This window comes from Nitrospira sp., assembly GCA_005116745.1.
Taxonomy (GTDB): Bacteria; Nitrospirota; Nitrospiria; order Nitrospirales; family Nitrospiraceae; genus Nitrospira_D.
Genome location: SWDS01000002.1, coordinates 339,167 through 355,166, shown reverse-complemented (window position 1 = coordinate 355,166; position 16,000 = coordinate 339,167). Strand labels below are relative to the sequence as shown.

The following is a 16,000-nucleotide window of genomic DNA, read 5'->3' as shown; positions in this document are numbered from 1 at the left end:
ATCTTGCTATGAAACAAATCCTGCCCGATATCTGGCAATGGTCGTGGTTTTCTGAGGAGAAGCAGCTCGACTTCAATGGGCTGTTTCTGATGATCGGTGAACATAAGATCCTAGTAGACCCACCCCCGATGACGGCCGAGGCGAGAACGGTCGTCCGCCGACATGAGCCGATTGACTACATCATCATCACGAACCGAGATCACATCCGAGAGGCTGCGGTCTATCAAGCAGATCTCAGGTGTCAGCTGCGAGTGCCGGAAGCCGATGCTGCGCAGATGGATGTGACGCCAACGAAGACCTACAAGGATGGTGAGCTATTACCCGGCGGGATCTGGGCAATCCATCTGAAGGATCAGAAGTCTCCAGGAGAATCAGCGTTGTTTATCGAGCGGGGGCGAGGTGTGTTGATCGTAGGGGATGCGCTGATCGGCAAACCGTCCGGTTCCGTACGTCTGCTTCCTGCCGAAAAGTATGTGGACATTCAAAAGGCCAAGGATGGACTCTGCCGTCTCCTGAAGTACAACTTCGATAGCCTGCTTGTCGGAGACGGTGCCTCTATCCTTGTCGGCGGGAAACAGCAAGTGGAACAGCTCTTGTCAGTGACGTCATGACAGGGCGTCACAGCCTCTCCGAAGAATTGAATCGACAAGGTAACGAGCATTTCTCACGAGGGTTCTACACGGAGGCCTATACCTGTTACGCCAAGGCGTTAGAGTATGATCGGCTCACCGGTGATCAACGTGCCCTGGTTGCCACACTGGGTAACTTGGGGAATATCTGCGCAGTCAGCGGACGGCGTGATGCCGCCCAGGCGAATTATCAGGAGGTCTTGGAATTGCAAAAAGTCCTCGGTGATGAAAAGGGCATCGGGACGACGCTGGCCAACCTGGGGAACCTTCGGGCTGATGCTGGCGAATGGGATCGGGCACGGGCGTATTATCTGGAGGCACTCGATCTCATGACCAAAACACATGATGAGTCGGCCCAAGCCGTCCTGTTCTCGGACCTTGGTTTGGTGGCTCGTGAAACCGGTCACTTTGAGGAGGCTATTCAGTTGTACGAACGATCGTTGGAGTTGATGCGCCGGTTGGGGAATCTGGGCGGTGTGGCGGACGCCTGGCGCATGATAGGCCGCACATTCTTGATACAAAAACGCTACAATGAGGCCACCGCTTGTTGCCAAACCAGTCAGTCGGTCGCCGAGCGATTAGGCGATGAGCTTCGTGTCGGTGGCGCCCGATACGTGCTGGCTCAATGTTATGAGGACATGGGGCGTGTGCAGGACGCCGCCGATCTGCTCGAACAAGTGGTATACATGGATCGCAAGTATTGCCTGCCGAAATTGGAAGAAAACACGCAACGCCTGCGCGCACTTCGCGCCCGCCTCGCCGATCCATATCAGTCGCGGCCTCATCGAGGGATGCAGGCATGACCGAGGCGGCTTCCCAAGATTGGACGCAGGTTCGTGCCGACCTGATGCGGTCTTTCCCCAAGTTCTACGAATTGGAGCCTAACGGTCCGCTCGTCATGGATCTTGGTGGAGACGGCTGGCTCCTAGAAGTCAGACCGGACGGGAGAGTCCTTTGCCAGTATGGGATGGCGATGGATGAGGTTATGGTGCTCATGTCGGAAGGTACGCCGGAGGACTTAGGAACTGATGAAGTTGCGAAACAGGCCAAATACTTTCTCCAGCCGGCTGTCGTCAAATACCGGGCGCTTCTCCTCCAATCTGGGTTTGTAGAGGAGACCGAGATGACGGACGAGTTTGTAGCAATCACATTTGCGCGAGATGCGGATTTGCAGAATCGAGCTAAGCTGGAAGATCTGCTCCGATGGTGTTGCAGGCAAATCGGACGCGCATCGTGACTCAACGCATCACAACCTTCGACGAATTTCGGGACGCCGTCTCAGCATATCGATTGCCACGTGTGTTGCTGGTTGCGCTGGAACTGGATCTCTTTACGACCGTCGGCGACCGATTGTGGACCATTCCTGACCTTGCCAAGGAGCTCAAGGTCAGCGAACGGGGTTTAAGCATCCTGTGTCGTAATCTCGCTGCGGTCGGGATAGTACAGAAAAAAGGAGCCAGCTATAAGAATAGCCGGTTGGGAGCAACAGCGCTGAATGCCCACCATCGAGCCTATCGAGGGGGCTATTTGAATTTGATTAAGAACCATTGGGCGGACTGGATACGGCTGTTGGAATCTGTGCGGAGTGGCTTGCCGATCGACCATGATACTCCAGACAGTCCGGACTACCGTCGGCAATTCACCTGGGCTATGCACCACAGGACCTTGGAAATTGCCCCGGCCATTGCGGCCCAGATCCCTTTAGCTGGTTCTACAACACTGCTGGATCTCGGCGGAGGGCCAGGCACCTACGCCATGGCATTTCTCGCCAAGCACTCAATGCTTCGCGCCACCGTTTGTGATCGAGAGGCCGCGCTTGAGGTCGCTAAAGAAATCGCCTGCACGCATAAAGTGAGGCGGCGACTCTCCTATCTCCCGCTTGATTTCTCCCGCGAACCCATCCCTGGGACCTATGATGTGATCTGGTATTCGAACGTACTGCACATATACTCGCCCGAAGAGAACCAGGCTATTTTCCGCCGAGTGGGAGCGGCACTGAGGCCGGGGGGACGACTCATCATCCAAGACGCGTTTCTGCATGATCGCAAAGGTTTGTATCCAGTAGAAGCAAGTCTGTTTGCTGTGTCGATGCTGTTGTTCACGCAAGGTGGAAATACCTATTCCGTACCGGAAACTTCGAGATGGCTGAAAGAAGCCGGATTCGTCGGTGTCAAACAGCTCCCACTCAAGAAAGGGACGGAGGACTGGGAGGAAGGGATTCTGGAGGCGTCGGTCCCTGGGTCACGCCTAGAAACGACCGTCCGCCGAACACGATCAAACAGAAATAGAAAAGCCCGCTGATTCCGCTTCCCACCATAGAGACAATTCCTTCTGAATCTTTTGCCGGTGTCTGAACGATCGTTGCGACGTCCATTGCCAACCCAACCGTAGCGTAAAAGACACAAATTGCTGATGCCCATCGAAACTGGAACCAAATCAATAGAGCGAGTCCAAGAGGTATGAGGATAAAAAAGTTGATCTTCCAATCCATGACGAGCGGGATGGAGGCGCCATTCTGTACGAAGAGAAACCCTGTCTCAACGATGAGGGTGCTGAGTACGAGAGCGAGCAAGGGGCGCTGTTGCATCCGGTGACTATAGACTGTCGGAGAAAAGTTCGGCAATAGGTGCCTTGTCGTCGTGGATATCTCAGTGTTAGCCTTTTTCTACTATGGGTAACGATCAGTTAGCGGATAGCCATTTACCCGGGCAACCTGTCTTCTGCTGTGGTGGTTAGGGTTTCCTTCCGCAAAGTGGTTGGCCGAATGGAGCTATCGCATGCTTACACGCCATCAGTATCAATGGTTTGGCGAAGCCAAGCCCCTCAGTCGACAAAACTGACGAAGCGGGTCATTTTCTTCTCCAAGCCCCCCTTTCGAGGGGCTTCTTCCTAACAGCGAGGAATTTACGAACGACCTACCCTCTTTCAGAATGCACACAGTTGTTTGGAGGGTAGATATATGTTGCATACATGGGTTGTGTCGGCGAGTTGTTCTGATCTGACTGATCAGCCGCGGGGTGAAGCGTACTATGCCCCTTCGAGGGTTCTGAGCTGGGTAGTCGCAGTCGCCTTGTGTCTCTCATCCTCCATTGGTCAGGCTTGGGGAGAAACCGGCGCAGAGGGGAAAAAGACAATTGTGGCGGCAGGGTTTGGGTATCAAATCGGTACCGTCTCGACGATCGCAGTGAAGGTCTATGACGCTGAATCGGGCAACATCTTGTCTGATGAAGTCTACGAGCTAGCCGTCAAGGAAAGCGATGGGGTGAGGTCGAGTCGCGGGCCGCGTATTTTTGCTGGTGGAGTTGGGCTTGGCGCGACAGATCTCTCTAATTTTGTATTGCGGGTATACGATGCCAATACCGGAGTGTTCCAATGGGAAGGGCGACTCAATTTGGTGCAGCCTGACGGGAAGGCAGAAGGGAAGCTCGTATCAACCGTGCTGCCGAGGCAAGCACTCATCACGAAGGTACAGATGGTCGAAGCGACTAACGACGAGCCGGTATTTTTACTGCGTGCAATGGACCTGGCGACGGGCATGCTTGTATGGGAGGATGAGTTTACGACTGTCAGAGTGAGAATTCCGCGAGCCCAGCTGATTACAGGCCCATCGCTCCAGCCGGAGAGCAGTCCATCCACGAACGCTCATATCTTTGACTTCAGTATTCGCATGTATGATCCAAGCGGAAAGAAAGTGTTGTGGGCGGATCAGCTCTCTCAGCGGGAGTCCGATGAAGAGCCAGAGCCGTCGCACAGCGATCAGGCTGATCTCCTTCCCTCTTGGCCTGACTTCCCGCAGGAAGAGTTTGTTGCAGGATCGATCTAGCAGCGTGAGTATCTCGTATCTAACGTCACTCGACTAGCAAGCAAGTCGAGTGACGTTACGGCTGGCTCGCTTCGAAGCTTTCGAGCCACTGCCGGTGGAACTGTTCGTAGGAGACAGATAGTTTGTTCTGAATCGCATCGGCTACGGATGACTTCGCTTGCAAGGCATTAAGCAGTTCATCGACGCGGGCCATTCCCCATCGCTCAATCAAGTAGCGTGTTGCCGAATTCGCTTCTGCATAGGCCACTATCGCCGCACTCGCCGGCAGTGCGCCCCAAGAGCCTTCTAAATACGTTAAGGGAGTGACCGTAAAATCTCCGCTCATGGCCTGATCAAGCTCAGGCCATGCATCTCCGGCCAATTGCATGGCCAGGCCTTCATTTAGCCAGGTTGGCAACGCGCCGCTGCTTGCTCCGAAGCGATCATGGAGTAGGGCGTGGACATATTCGTGACGAAGTACGCTCGCCAACCACTTTCGATCCGTGGTCGCCCCTTGAGTGGGAATCTGAATGCGCCCAAGAGTGGGGTCATAGAGGCCATCGGCCCAAGCCGGGCTTCCGGTCGCCCCTTGAAACGAATCTTTGGCGTGGAGGACGACCATGATCGGCTTCGTGGGGAAATGACTGAACTTCTGTCCAATCTCTCGATAGGCTTCTTCCAGAATCTCCAGCGCTGAGATCCAAGTATTCAGGTCTTCCTCACCGTCGAACTTCACGACAAAGTGTGTGCTACTTTTTGCAGTCATGCGGGATTCAACCGACTGCGTGCGGCGAACTTTTTCCGTGACAGCGGCGAGATAGGAGCGCAATCCTGGATCGTGTCGTGCTCGGTCAGCTGCCTGGTCCAAGTGTCTTGCGGCTTCCTGTAGGTCATCCTGTTCTTGTAACAAGTCGGCCATAGCCAAATGCGGGAATGGTTCTTCTGGGGCCACCTTCATCAATTTCATCAGGAATTCCGCATTTAACGCGCGGTCCCGCTGTTCCCAATAGGCATGGGCCAGATTCATAAGGATCACGGAATTCGAGTCGTCGAAATCCGCCGCTCGCTTGAACGCTTTGACCGAAACCCGAGTGCCATTGAGTCGTTCCTGCTGCAGTCCGAGATTGTTCCACAGGATTGCGATGAAGGGCTTGGACTTTGCGTTTGACAGGACAGTCGAAGGGAGCTCTTTCAGCTTCGTTTCGGCGAGCGATAAGTTATGTTTTTCAATTTCATCGCGAATGGCTTCCAGCAGGCCCTCATGGGGGGTAGGCGGAACCACGCTGTAATCAAGTACGCGAACCGATTTGTCCTCACTTTCTGGTGACCCGCTTCGTGGCGGAGCGGGAGGAGGCGCGACCGGTTCGACAGTTTCTGTGCGCTGCATCATCGGCGGCAGGATGGGCTTGAGAAAGAGGTTGTAGCCAATCACCAGAGCCAGGCCGGCTGCAAGTGGGATCAGGATATGTTTGATGTTGCGGCGATACATGAATTATTAAAATCGAGTGTAGCACCCTACGGAAAAGCGACCAAGCAATCGAGTGAAAACAGTCGATGGATTCTGATACGTCGTGTAGCTGGTTCATTGAGCGCTGAGGGTTGCTGTGTTACGATCCTCTCCCGTATGTCGGCTCCCACTGAATCGAGTCCGCACACGCCGCTTCAGGGGTGGTTGGACCGCATCGCGCGCCCGATTGAGTTTGCGAGCCGAGATGCTGGTGCTCACCTAGGCGTTGTCACAAATCTCAGTTCATTTATCTCGTCACAAGTTTTGTCGGCTCTCCGTCAAGACGTGTACTCCAAGGCCATTGAAGCCCGTCTGATTTCATTGCGAGACCTCTTCGTAGATTTTCAGCCAGCGCTTCCTTTGGATGAGCAACGTCGACGATTGCAGGCGGCAACGTTGCTTATTAAGGCGCTTCGAGCTCTTGATCAAGAGAATCTCATTCCCCAAAAAGATTTGCCAATGCAGGCGTCCAGTCATTCCAAAGTGGCAGGCGCCGGCAGATCCGATCTCTGGAATCTTTCTGTCCGGTTCGTCAGAGGCGTCGGGCCGAAGCGCACCAATGTTTTGCAACGATTGCAGATCGCGACGGTGGAAGATGCGCTCTGGACCATCCCGTGGCGCTATGAGGACCGATCGGTCATGACACCGATCGGAAATCTCGTTCCGGGGATGAGTGTCTCGATTTGTGGGGTGATCGGATCATGCGAGGCAAAACGAACAAGGAATCGACGGTTGAGTCTCGTGGAAGTCGGCGTTGAAGATCAGTCTGGGCGAATGCAGGTGGTCTTCTTCAATCAACCGTATTTGGAGGAGATGCTGACGGCTGGGACTCGCGTGATGATGAGCGGTCGAGTGATAGCTGATCGACAGGGAGGGATGGTCCCGCGCATGGATGTGGCGCAATACGAAGTTATTGGAGAAGACACGGAGTCGATGCTGCATGTCGGACGAATCGTCCCGATCTATCATGAGACCAAGGGATGGACCTCTCGTCAGATGCGGGTGTTGGTGAGGAATCTGTTGGAAGACCATGGGCGTGAGGTTGTAGACCCTCTGCCCATGTCTCTTCGAGCGCGGCAGCGGCTGATCTCGATCCATGACGCGCTGCAAGATGTCCATTTCCCCAAGACCGGCACGGATCTTCAGCTTCTGGAACGAGGGAAGACGCCGGCGCACCGGCGTTTGGCGTTCGAAGAACTCCTCTTGCTCCAATTGGCTTTGGCGAGCAGGCATCGAGCGGTGCACGAAGAGCCGAAGGACTTGCGGTTCAACGCGAAGACACCTCTCTTAGAAAAGCTTGGTCGACTCTTGCCATTTTGCCTCACAGCCGCACAGGATCGGGTCATTCGCGAAATATTTCAGGACATGATTTCGCCGCGTCCCATGAATCGTTTGGTGCAAGGCGATGTGGGATCCGGAAAAACGGCGGTCGCCTTGCATGCGCTGGTGCTGGCTGGTGGTTCAGGCTATCAGGCTGCATTGATGGCACCGACCGAGATTCTAGCAGAGCAACACTATCGGAACCTGTCAGGAATGCTGCAGGCCCTCGGGCTTCAGACGACTCTCGTGCGTGGGGGAGAGAAATCCTCGGTGAAGAAGATACAGGCTGAGCAACTGGCATCGGGTGAGATTCATGTGGCGATCGGAACGCATGCCCTCCTTCAGCAGGGAGTACAATTCAAGAATTTGGGATTGGCGGTGGTCGATGAGCAGCATAAGTTCGGTGTGCTGCAGCGAAAGACTCTGATCGACAAGGGCTACAAGCCGGATGTGCTTGTCTTGACGGCCACGCCCATTCCCCGGACATTGGCTATGACGGTCTATGGTGACCTTGATGTCTCGGTGATTGATGTCCTGCCGCCTGGACGAAAGCCGGTGCGAACATTTCTTTTTCAGGACGCGCAGCGACGGCGTGCCTATCAGATTGTGCGCGATGAGTTGCGCGCCGAACGGCAAGCGTATGTGGTCTATCCGCTGGTGGACGAATCGGAAAAGATCGATCTTCAAGCAGCGATTCAGGGAGCCGAGCAGTTGCAGAACGGGGAATTGTCGGAATTCCGTGTCGGCCTACTGCATGGGCGCATGAAAGCGGCTGAAAAAGAAGCGGTGATGGCCGGCTTTAAGGCCGGAAGAATTCAGGTGTTGGTCGCGACGACAGTGATTGAAGTCGGAGTCGATGTGGCGAATGCGACCGTCATCTTGATCGAACATGCCGAGCGGTTTGGCCTTGCACAATTACATCAATTGCGCGGACGGGTCGGGCGGGGCAACCAGCAAGCCTATTGCCTCTTGATGGCCCAGCATCTGGGACGAGGAAGGGCGCAGTCGGGCGGACGTGCGATGGGAAGTGAGGGGTCGGTGTCTACGGCAAGAGAACGGCTGGAGGCGCTGGTCCGGTCACACGATGGATTTGTGATTGCCGAAGATGATTTGCGGATCAGAGGCCCTGGAGAGTTCTTTGGGTTGCGCCAATGGGGGATGCCGGAGTTTCGTGTGGCGAATCTGGTGAGCGACGCTGATCTATTGCAGCAGGCCAGGCAGGAGGCCTTTTCACTGCTGAAATCTGATCCAGGATTGAAAGAGCCGGCCCATCAGGAATTGCGAGCGGCGATGTTGCGGAAATGGGAGAAAAAGTTGGAGTTGGGTTCAATCAGTTGACTGAACTGATACGCTGACAGAAGTGCAGGCTGACACGATAGAATTGTCGCTATTAGCGTGACACATGGTACCCTGTCGGCCAGGAGTCGTATGGGTTTGTTGCAGCGGATGAAAGATGACTTGCGAGCCGGGATTGCTACCCTGCGCCTGGGGACCGTCCATGCGGCAGGACGTGCTCTGGAAGAGACGGAACTGCTCCGCATGAGGCTGGAGCTCCGCAAGCTCGAACAACAGTTGTCCGATCTGTACAAAGACATTGGCGAGCGGGCCATCGATATGAAGGAGCGGGGCGAAACGGCAGAGCGGGTGGTGTACGACGCCGAAATTGTGCGTCTCGTCAAGGAGGTTGAGGGGCTCAAAGCGTCGCAGAAGAAATTGGAAGCCGACATGGAAGACATTCGGAACGAGCAATGATCGAGCCGCGTCAGCACCGGCGACGATTCGCCGGCATCGATATTGGCACCCTCACCTGTCGCTTGTTGATTGCGGATCTAGCCCCTGGGCATCCCCTCACAGAACTTCGATCAGAACGGCGCATTCTCCGGTTGGGTGAAGGCGTCGATCAGACTAAACGACTGAGTCCAGTCGCAATGGATCGGGTTATTGCCTGTCTCCAAGAGTGGCGGAATGTTATCGATGGCTATCAGGTCGAGCAGTCCTCGGTGGTGGCAACGAGCGCTGTTCGAGACGCCGTGAACCGAGATGAGTTTTTTGAACGGGTCAAGCGAGAAGCTGGATTCGATGTCGAAGTGATTTCGGGCGAGGAAGAAGCGCGTCGGACGCTGCTCGGCATTCGGTCAGGACTTCCTACAGGGGTGACCGACATTCTGGCTCTGGACATTGGCGGCGGCAGTACGGAATTCATCCTTGATCGGCCAGGAGATAAGCCGATTGTCCGCTCAATCAATATTGGCGTTGTCCGCCTCTGCGAGCGGGTGCTGCACCATGATCCTCCGACTGATGAGGAAGTGCGACAGGCGCGTGAGTGGGTGATTCGAGAAACCAAAGCCGCCGTTGCTGGTATGGCTGACTATCGGCAGGCGACGTTCGTTGGTACAGCCGGTACGATTACCAGCCTCGCCGCTATGGCCCAGAAGCTTTCTACTTATGAGCCGGCTCGCATCCATAACTATCGGTTGAAGCTGGAAACCATCCGTGAATTGGAGCAGAGACTGCTCAGCAGAACGAAAACTGAACGGGTCGGTCTACCTGGTCTTGAGAAAAACCGCGAAGAAGTCATCGCCGCCGGGACGATCATCGTCCGAACAATCATGGACGCGCTGGGTCTACGGGAATGTCTGGTGAGTGATCTAGGATTGCGAGAAGGGGTGCTGATTGATTTGGCGGTGCGGAAGCAGCAAAGCGCTTGTGATAGAAGGCAGTAGCCCAAATATGTCCTTGCCCGGGAGTAAGGAGTTTATGACTGACAAAATTCAAATAGCAGATCTTGGCGATCTGATCAAAGCCGCCGCACTGGCCAATAAGCACTTTGGAGAAGGACATTGCTGGTGGCGTGGAGAGGGTATTATTGACGACGCTTGGAAACTGAAGCCAAAAGTCTATCGCAAGGAGCACAATGAAGCCTCCTTGGCATTTCATTTTATGAATCGTGCGAAGGTCAGATACGAAAAATGTCCTACAGGATCTGACGAGTGGCCAAGCTGGCTTTTCCTCATGCAACACTATGGACTTCCGACGCGGTTGCTCGATTGGAGTGAATCGCCCTTAATCGCATTGTATTTCGCAGTGAAAGAAACTGCATGTCAGGAAAAGAACGGGAGGATTTGGTGCCTGCAACCGTACAAGCTTAATCTTCTCCACGACGTCAACGGAATTGCATTGCCTCAGATGGAGGAAGCTCACTTTCTCTGCCAAGAAGCATTTGTCAAGGCCCACAATCCGGATGCGAGAATACTATCCGTTATAGGGGATCACTTCGATGTGCGACATTTGGTTCAATCCGCAGCCTTTACCATTCATGGGACCACAATCGCACTCAATGAACATCCACAACGAAATCAATTTCTTCTTGAATTCGAAGTTTTAGGAGGAATGAAAAACAACCTTCTCGATGCCCTGAAGATTGTGGGCATACGAGACTCATATTTATTTCCGGATCTCGATCATCTTGCTCATGATCTTGGAAGTCTTGCAGATATTGCATGAGTGCCCTGGAAAGTAGAAATAACATGGCAGTCGACACTTCTCACCTGAACAATTTAACTCGATCATAACAGGGGGCGTTCCTGGAATTTGTACTTGGCGGGGTAGCTCGTTTCATTTTGAAGTGGCGATGAGGTAGTAAGGGGAAGCCTGTATGCTGGCTGCCACCTATTAGGTTTCACGTCCTACTTCTGTGAATCCGACTGGTAAACCTTGGTCTTGATCAACTGGATGTTCGGCGCGCCGTCGGGCTTTTGAATAACAGTCTCTTGAAGTCGAGGTGGCCGGACAAGCCAGAATGCGACCCTCCATATCTGTTGATCCTGTTATCATTAAACTTATATAATGCTCTCGATGAAATCCTTGGAGTTCGTTGGGTCGAGTCGTGATGATCTCAGGAGTTTTCCTGCGGAAGCCAGGCGGGCGGCTGGGTTTGAGTTGGGCTTCATTCAGCGAGGGCTAGACCCTTCTGACTGGAGGTCCATGAGTGAGGTGGGTGCTGGGGTGCGGGAGATTCGCATCCATGTCTTGGGAGAATGGCGGGTGCTCTATGTAGCCCAATTTGGCAAGGCTATTTACGTGCTGCATGTGTTCCAGAAGAAGACACGGAAGACCAGAAGAGAAGACATTGAGTTGGCGCGGAAACGGTATCGTCAGATTGGAGGTCGATCATGAAAAAGAACACGACGAAATCGAGCGGCAATGTGTTTGCCGACCTTGGGTTCGATCCGGCTGAAGCGGCTGTGCTTCACATGCGTTCCAACTTGATGAGCGATCTTCGCTTGTATATCGAAAAGCACAAGCTGACCCAATCCCAAGCGGCCAAGCGCCTTGGCATTGCACAATCGCGCGTCTCTGACCTCGTGCGGGGCAAATGGGACAAGTTCAGCCTAGAAATGCTCATCACGCTGGAAGCCCGTTTGGGCCGTACTGTTCGAGTCGAGTTTGCAGCGTAATGAGAGCTGCCTGAACCGAGGACGTTTCCTTCTATCACCCACTCTGTTGAGGGCAGCTTGGTTGGTTCCCTACTGCGCGCATTGACCGAGCATCGCCCTTGATCTGAGAATTTGGTAATTCTTGTGTGCGCGGTCGGCGAGCACGGGGAACTAACCAGGCTACCCTCAAGCCCTCTACTTCTGCGAATACCACCGATAGCCATGTTGTTCAGTGAACTGGGCTTTTGGTGCGCCTCCTGGTTTTTCCAACAACAGCACTTTGAAGTCTTGGAGGCCGAACCACGCGGGATCGGCGAGGTCGTGATAGTGGAGGCCCTGGAGTTTGGGAAGCATATCACCTAGAGCTTGCTGTAATTCCTTTTCTGTATAGGCGCGCACGGCAAAGGATTTATTGGTGGCCTGACAGAACCGCTGGATGGTGTAGGTGGCGCCGGTGCAGAGGACTTTTGTGTCCGGTTTCAGTCCTAGGAATTGTGGAAGGGACAGATACCGCTCCTGAAAGCCGAGCCAACGGACTGCTTGCCGCAGGTGGTTGTATTGGACCTCGTATTCTGTATGTCCCGGCAGCTTCACGGGCGCGGGCCAACCAGTTTCAATGCCGAACTCGGTGAGAAAGACTCGGCCACCCGGCTTGAGCACTCGCCACAATTCAGCGACGAAGCGAATCGGTCCTAGGTTAAAGATCACTGATTCAGGCGGGTTCTGTTCGATTGGAAGGCGAAGCCGCCTGATCCAATCCAGGGCTTCTTGATGTTGTGCTGTCTCTCCGACCCCACACGTCAGCTCGTTTCTGCTCAGTTGCACCGGTGTCATGTCTGCCATGTTCTCGTTGTCGATCACGAGATCGATGGAGTGATCGGCAAACGGAAGCGATTCGGCATTGGCCCTGGTGCCGGAGACCTGCCATCCGCCGACTTTGGCTCGAGTGACTTGGAGTGTGAGGAACGGTTGCGTGATGTCGAGTGACAAGTATGTGATGCCTTGCTTTTCAAAGGGCAACAGATCCTTGCCAAGTTCTTGCGCAAGGTAGCCCAGTCCTCCACCGATTTCCAGGAGAACCTTCGGCTTGGGGTTGAACCAGCCGAGTCGACGCAGTTGCCGCATGAGGAGCCGCCCGTAGGTCAAGCCGCTCAGGGCTTCGCTCGGTTCACGGAAGAGATGAGAGACGGTGGTTTCGATCAGGTCAAAGTGGCTGTCATCTTCTTTGCTTTGGGCAAGCTCGTGATGATGGAATGATTCCAAATGCTCTTCGCCCTCGAACCCATCCTGGCCCGACCAACCTTCACGGATCTGTTGGAGTAGGATATCCCACTTGGCGTTGTGTCGATGGCCTCCTGGTGGGTCCGTTCCGAAATAGCAGAGGGAATAGTTGGGCGTGGCCCATCGTTCAAGATGCCAGGACCCTGGTTGCCCGTCCGGCCCACAGATTGTCGCGCCGTATTGTTCAAGGAGCATACCGACCGTCGCATGGCCGTTCATCGCCTTGAGCAGGTCCAGGCCGGTGCGGTTCAGTCGGATGAGCGGCAGGTTGTCATCGAGCGGAGCAAACCACCATTCGTCGAGGTGAGAGTGATACGCGACGAGGTCGGGCATGTGCCAGGCCAGGAGGCTTAGGGCCTCTCCAGTCAAGCTCCAGGGTGGATGGATAGCGGCAGCGGGTTTCATAACGAGCAGTTTTTTCGTGCTAAGCATCGGCAGCCTACAGGAGCGATCAGCCATCCTGCAAGATGATCGATGTGTTACAGCTGCGACGGTGTTGAGGGATTGTCAGTCACGACCAGCTGGCCTCGCATGATGGGATGGATACTGCAGTGATAGGGGTACCGGCCGGCCGGCAAGCCCGTCACCGTAAAGTGTCCTCCTGGTGCCACTGTCCCAGAATCGAACAGGCAGGGACCTTCTTCCTTCACGCAGTCACTGTGGGTGACGGTATGGTGGGTTGGTGTCGGGTTATTCCAGCGAATGGGCATGCCGCTCGCCACGGTGGCGGTGGCAGGAATGTAATAGGGCGATCCGTTCTCCATCAGGATCTGTGTGGCAGGGGAGAGGTCCAGGGCGGGTCCACCTGTGGCGGTTCCGATCCCTAGGGCAATCGTTATGATGCGTAAGCGGTTCACGTCGGCGTTACTCCATGCTCAATAAGGCGGTTTCTTCATAAGAGCCGGAAGTAAAAGAGAGGATTCAGGCTCGTGCTCGAGGCGCCTCGTCATAATAGCATGCGATTGAGCCGGATCGCTTGGGGGTGGTGCCCTGCCATCTGCCCACCGTACCGCACCTCGTAGGATGCCAGAATCGTTCTCCATGAAATCCTAAGAACGGGCGAACGAGCCAATCGATGGAGGCCAAGAAGCGGGGTGGTTGCAAGAGGTTGTTCGTTCATGCTAGATGGAGGCCGTTGCGCCTGGCTGAAATGAAGAGGAGGGATCGGAATGGCGAACAAGAAGAAGAAAGCCGTCACGAAAAAATCGTCGCGGACGAAAAAGACTGCACCGTTGCCGAAGAAGAAGGCTGTCAAGAAGACAGTGAAGAAGCGGGCGGCCGTCAAGGCATCCAAGTCGGCCTTGAAGAAAAAGACCGTCAAGAAAGCGGCTGGCAAACCTGCGAAAAAGGCTGCACCCAAGGTCAGCCCACCGAGCGCACCCGCGAAGAAATTCGTGGCGGAGCCGGATGTAGCGCCACGCAAGCCCGTAGTGACGAAACCAGCGATACCTATGGAGCCGGACGAGGCTGATCTTGACGATGAAGATGAAATGGACAGTGATGAGCTGGGGATGGAGGACGAGGTCGAGGAAGATGACGCCCAAGAGGAGCTCGATCTTGATGCCGATGATGACAGGGACGGGTTAATCAATAAATCTGAAGACTTATTGGACGACGACTATCGAAATAACTGATATCTCATGGCCTCTGGGACTTCTGGCTAGGTCCCTCGTATCTTCTGTTCGATGTAAACTCTTGTGCAAGAGCGAGGGTTCTCAGGTTGGAGTCGCTCAGTGTGTTCACTGACCGCCGCTGGAACTGATCGGTTCCAGCGGCGGTGTCTCGTTATCTTCTGAATGTTTCGTCTCTCTCCTCCATGAAATAATGTGGCCAGCACCTTGTTCCATCGCCGCTTCGATCGTTCACTCACTGCCATGCTGAAAACGAGACGGTCTCCCTGGTGCCTGGCGCTGGTGCTTCTCTGTGCCATGGTGACTTGTTCACGAGAGGCCAATGCTGGTTGCGTTGCCGAGACAGCTGCAACTGGAATTGACGCGGGGCTCGTGATCCATCTCTCGCCCAGCTGCACGCAGGCGGAGCGGGAGAGCCATGCCGTGCGTGGCGAAGTGATTATGGATGCGATCGCCAAGGGGCGTTCCGTGGATCTCCTTGGTGTATTGGTGCGCGGGGACCTGATCTTCGATCGCCTAGCCGTACAGACGACGGGAGGCTCACCAGGGCGTACCTCGGAGAGAGCGAACCTCGAGGATCATGTCGGCGGCAACGGGCAGCGAATTGTTCGTGAGGCACTGAGCCTGCGAGATTCCGTGGTGGTGGGCGCAGTGCGCCATCGGGCAACCGACAGCACGCTTCGGTTTGAAGGACCTGTCGACTTTTCTGGGTCCCATTTCAAGGAAGGTGTGGATCTCTCTCGGTCGGTGTTCCACAAGCCGGTCGAGCTCTCACGAGCCACATTCGAAAAAGAAGCCTATTTTGTCCAGGGACAGTTCACCATGCCGGTGGGGTGTCGGGAGACCAAGTTTGGCCCCAGCACCAGATTTCACCAATCTACATTTCGAGGTTCGGTGGACTGTACCAGCGCGCTCTTCGACGGTATGGCGGAATTCCTAGAAGTGACGTTCGAGCAACCAGCGGTATTTGAGCGGTCGAGGTTCGGCCTGGGGACAGGATTTTCAGGGAGTCGCTTCAAGGGGCGGGTCAGCTTCAGTGAAGCGATTTTCAGCCGCGAGACGTTCTTTGGCTTTGCGGCCTTTGAGGGCGAAGCGGTCTTTGCGGGTGCCCAGTTTTTAGGATCAGCTGACTTCTCCCATGCTGAGTTCCGGCAACAAGACGATCTGGTAAAGGCACGGTTCGATCACCCGCCTCTATTAGACCAAGCAAAACGACGTGAATCAGCTCAGCCTGGCGGCCTTCTTCAAACCAGTAATGGACAGTATGCGCTCACTGTGATGTTTCTCATCGTGGCCGCTTTGCTCGTGGCGTATGCCGCAAAGCTCAAATGAAGAGCACTCGATCATCCCCAACATATAGGATCAGGCTTGCCCGTCACCCCATAAGTTGATAT

The 16,000-nt window shown here is 54.7% G+C and carries 16 protein-coding genes; 13 read left to right on the top strand and 3 right to left on the bottom strand.

What is annotated here, in order from left to right; translation table 11 throughout:
- The first annotated feature begins 8 nt into the window (after window positions 1-8).
- The 5 genes from E8D52_03785 (at window position 9) to E8D52_03765 (ending at window position 4,452) form a co-directional block, all read left to right on the top strand.
- Window positions 9-611, top strand: coding sequence for a hypothetical protein (locus E8D52_03785; GenBank protein TKB70177.1), 603 nt, complete (start codon window positions 9-11; stop codon window positions 609-611).
- The gene (locus E8D52_03780; protein TKB70176.1) at window positions 608-1,432 is read left to right on the top strand and encodes a tetratricopeptide repeat protein; all 825 of its coding nucleotides are present in this window, start codon (window positions 608-610) and stop codon (window positions 1,430-1,432) included. The genes E8D52_03785 and E8D52_03780 overlap by 4 nt, the downstream gene beginning before the upstream one ends.
- Window positions 1,429-1,866 carry a hypothetical protein gene (locus E8D52_03775; GenBank protein ID TKB70175.1) on the top strand — a complete coding sequence of 146 codons (438 nt, stop codon included), beginning with the start codon at window positions 1,429-1,431 and terminating at the stop codon, window positions 1,864-1,866. The genes E8D52_03780 and E8D52_03775 overlap by 4 nt, the downstream gene beginning before the upstream one ends.
- Window positions 1,833-2,930, top strand: a complete 1,098-nt coding sequence (locus E8D52_03770) for a methyltransferase domain-containing protein (protein TKB70174.1) — start codon at window positions 1,833-1,835, stop codon at window positions 2,928-2,930. The genes E8D52_03775 and E8D52_03770 overlap by 34 nt, the downstream gene beginning before the upstream one ends.
- Before the next feature lie 658 nt (window positions 2,931-3,588).
- The gene (locus E8D52_03765; protein ID TKB70173.1) at window positions 3,589-4,452 is read left to right on the top strand and encodes a hypothetical protein; all 864 of its coding nucleotides are present in this window, start codon (window positions 3,589-3,591) and stop codon (window positions 4,450-4,452) included.
- 55 nt (window positions 4,453-4,507) lie between these two features.
- Here the strand turns inward: E8D52_03765 and E8D52_03760 are convergent, their stop codons facing one another.
- The gene (locus E8D52_03760; GenBank protein ID TKB70172.1) at window positions 4,508-5,920 is read right to left on the bottom strand and encodes a hypothetical protein; all 1,413 of its coding nucleotides are present in this window, start codon (window positions 5,918-5,920) and stop codon (window positions 4,508-4,510) included.
- On the opposite strand from E8D52_03760, the gene recG reads away from it, so the two are divergent.
- The 6 genes from recG (at window position 5,897) to E8D52_03730 (ending at window position 11,715) form a co-directional block, all read left to right on the top strand.
- A complete protein-coding gene (gene recG / locus E8D52_03755; GenBank protein ID TKB70171.1) occupies window positions 5,897-8,596 on the top strand; it encodes an ATP-dependent DNA helicase RecG in 2,700 nt (899 codons plus the stop codon). The two genes, E8D52_03760 and recG, sit on opposite strands and share 24 nt — an antisense overlap.
- A 90-nt stretch (window positions 8,597-8,686) precedes the next feature.
- Window positions 8,687-9,010: a hypothetical protein gene (locus tag E8D52_03750; protein ID TKB70170.1), complete on the top strand. Its 324-nt coding sequence runs from the start codon at window positions 8,687-8,689 to the stop codon at window positions 9,008-9,010.
- Window positions 9,007-9,981, top strand: coding sequence for a Ppx/GppA family phosphatase (locus E8D52_03745; protein TKB70169.1), 975 nt, complete (start codon window positions 9,007-9,009; stop codon window positions 9,979-9,981). The genes E8D52_03750 and E8D52_03745 overlap by 4 nt, the downstream gene beginning before the upstream one ends.
- Before the next feature lie 7 nt (window positions 9,982-9,988).
- The gene (locus tag E8D52_03740; GenBank protein ID TKB70168.1) at window positions 9,989-10,762 is read left to right on the top strand and encodes an FRG domain-containing protein; all 774 of its coding nucleotides are present in this window, start codon (window positions 9,989-9,991) and stop codon (window positions 10,760-10,762) included.
- 351 nt (window positions 10,763-11,113) lie between these two features.
- Window positions 11,114-11,434 (top strand): type II toxin-antitoxin system RelE/ParE family toxin, encoded by a 321-nt coding sequence (locus tag E8D52_03735; GenBank protein ID TKB70167.1) that lies wholly within the window; start codon window positions 11,114-11,116, stop codon window positions 11,432-11,434.
- Window positions 11,431-11,715 carry an XRE family transcriptional regulator gene (locus E8D52_03730; GenBank protein TKB70166.1) on the top strand — a complete coding sequence of 95 codons (285 nt, stop codon included), beginning with the start codon at window positions 11,431-11,433 and terminating at the stop codon, window positions 11,713-11,715. The genes E8D52_03735 and E8D52_03730 overlap by 4 nt, the downstream gene beginning before the upstream one ends.
- 174 nt (window positions 11,716-11,889) lie before the next feature.
- Here E8D52_03730 and E8D52_03725 read toward each other — a convergent pair whose 3' ends face one another.
- Together E8D52_03725 and E8D52_03720 are read right to left on the bottom strand one after the other, a co-directional pair.
- A complete protein-coding gene (locus E8D52_03725; protein ID TKB70165.1) occupies window positions 11,890-13,434 on the bottom strand; it encodes a class I SAM-dependent methyltransferase in 1,545 nt (514 codons plus the stop codon).
- A gap of 20 nt (window positions 13,435-13,454) precedes the next feature.
- The gene (locus tag E8D52_03720; GenBank protein TKB70164.1) at window positions 13,455-13,832 is read right to left on the bottom strand and encodes a hypothetical protein; all 378 of its coding nucleotides are present in this window, start codon (window positions 13,830-13,832) and stop codon (window positions 13,455-13,457) included.
- Between the two features lie 375 nt (window positions 13,833-14,207).
- Between E8D52_03720 and E8D52_03715 the strand changes: the two genes are divergently transcribed.
- Both E8D52_03715 and E8D52_03710 read left to right on the top strand, forming a co-directional pair.
- Entirely contained in the window at window positions 14,208-14,609 is a 402-nt protein-coding gene (locus E8D52_03715) for a hypothetical protein (protein ID TKB70373.1), read from the top strand.
- A 192-nt stretch (window positions 14,610-14,801) separates the two neighbouring features.
- Window positions 14,802-15,938, top strand: a complete 1,137-nt coding sequence (locus E8D52_03710) for a pentapeptide repeat-containing protein (GenBank protein TKB70163.1) — start codon at window positions 14,802-14,804, stop codon at window positions 15,936-15,938.
- The last annotated feature ends 62 nt before the right edge of the window (window positions 15,939-16,000 follow it).

Coding starts and splice junctions, on each gene's coding strand:
- E8D52_03785 (TKB70177.1), top strand. CDS start 9: ATGAAACAAATCCTGCCCGATATCTGGCAATGGTCGTGGTTTTCTGAG.
- E8D52_03780 (TKB70176.1), top strand. CDS start 608: ATGACAGGGCGTCACAGCCTCTCCGAAGAATTGAATCGACAAGGTAAC.
- E8D52_03775 (TKB70175.1), top strand. CDS start 1,429: ATGACCGAGGCGGCTTCCCAAGATTGGACGCAGGTTCGTGCCGACCTG.
- E8D52_03770 (TKB70174.1), top strand. CDS start 1,833: ATGGTGTTGCAGGCAAATCGGACGCGCATCGTGACTCAACGCATCACA.
- E8D52_03765 (TKB70173.1), top strand. CDS start 3,589: ATGTTGCATACATGGGTTGTGTCGGCGAGTTGTTCTGATCTGACTGAT.
- recG (TKB70171.1), top strand. CDS start 5,897: ATGTTTGATGTTGCGGCGATACATGAATTATTAAAATCGAGTGTAGCA.
- E8D52_03760 (TKB70172.1), bottom strand. CDS start 5,920: ATGTATCGCCGCAACATCAAACATATCCTGATCCCACTTGCAGCCGGC.
- E8D52_03750 (TKB70170.1), top strand. CDS start 8,687: ATGGGTTTGTTGCAGCGGATGAAAGATGACTTGCGAGCCGGGATTGCT.
- E8D52_03745 (TKB70169.1), top strand. CDS start 9,007: ATGATCGAGCCGCGTCAGCACCGGCGACGATTCGCCGGCATCGATATT.
- E8D52_03740 (TKB70168.1), top strand. CDS start 9,989: ATGTCCTTGCCCGGGAGTAAGGAGTTTATGACTGACAAAATTCAAATA.
- E8D52_03735 (TKB70167.1), top strand. CDS start 11,114: ATGAAATCCTTGGAGTTCGTTGGGTCGAGTCGTGATGATCTCAGGAGT.
- E8D52_03730 (TKB70166.1), top strand. CDS start 11,431: ATGAAAAAGAACACGACGAAATCGAGCGGCAATGTGTTTGCCGACCTT.
- E8D52_03725 (TKB70165.1), bottom strand. CDS start 13,434: ATGGCTGATCGCTCCTGTAGGCTGCCGATGCTTAGCACGAAAAAACTG.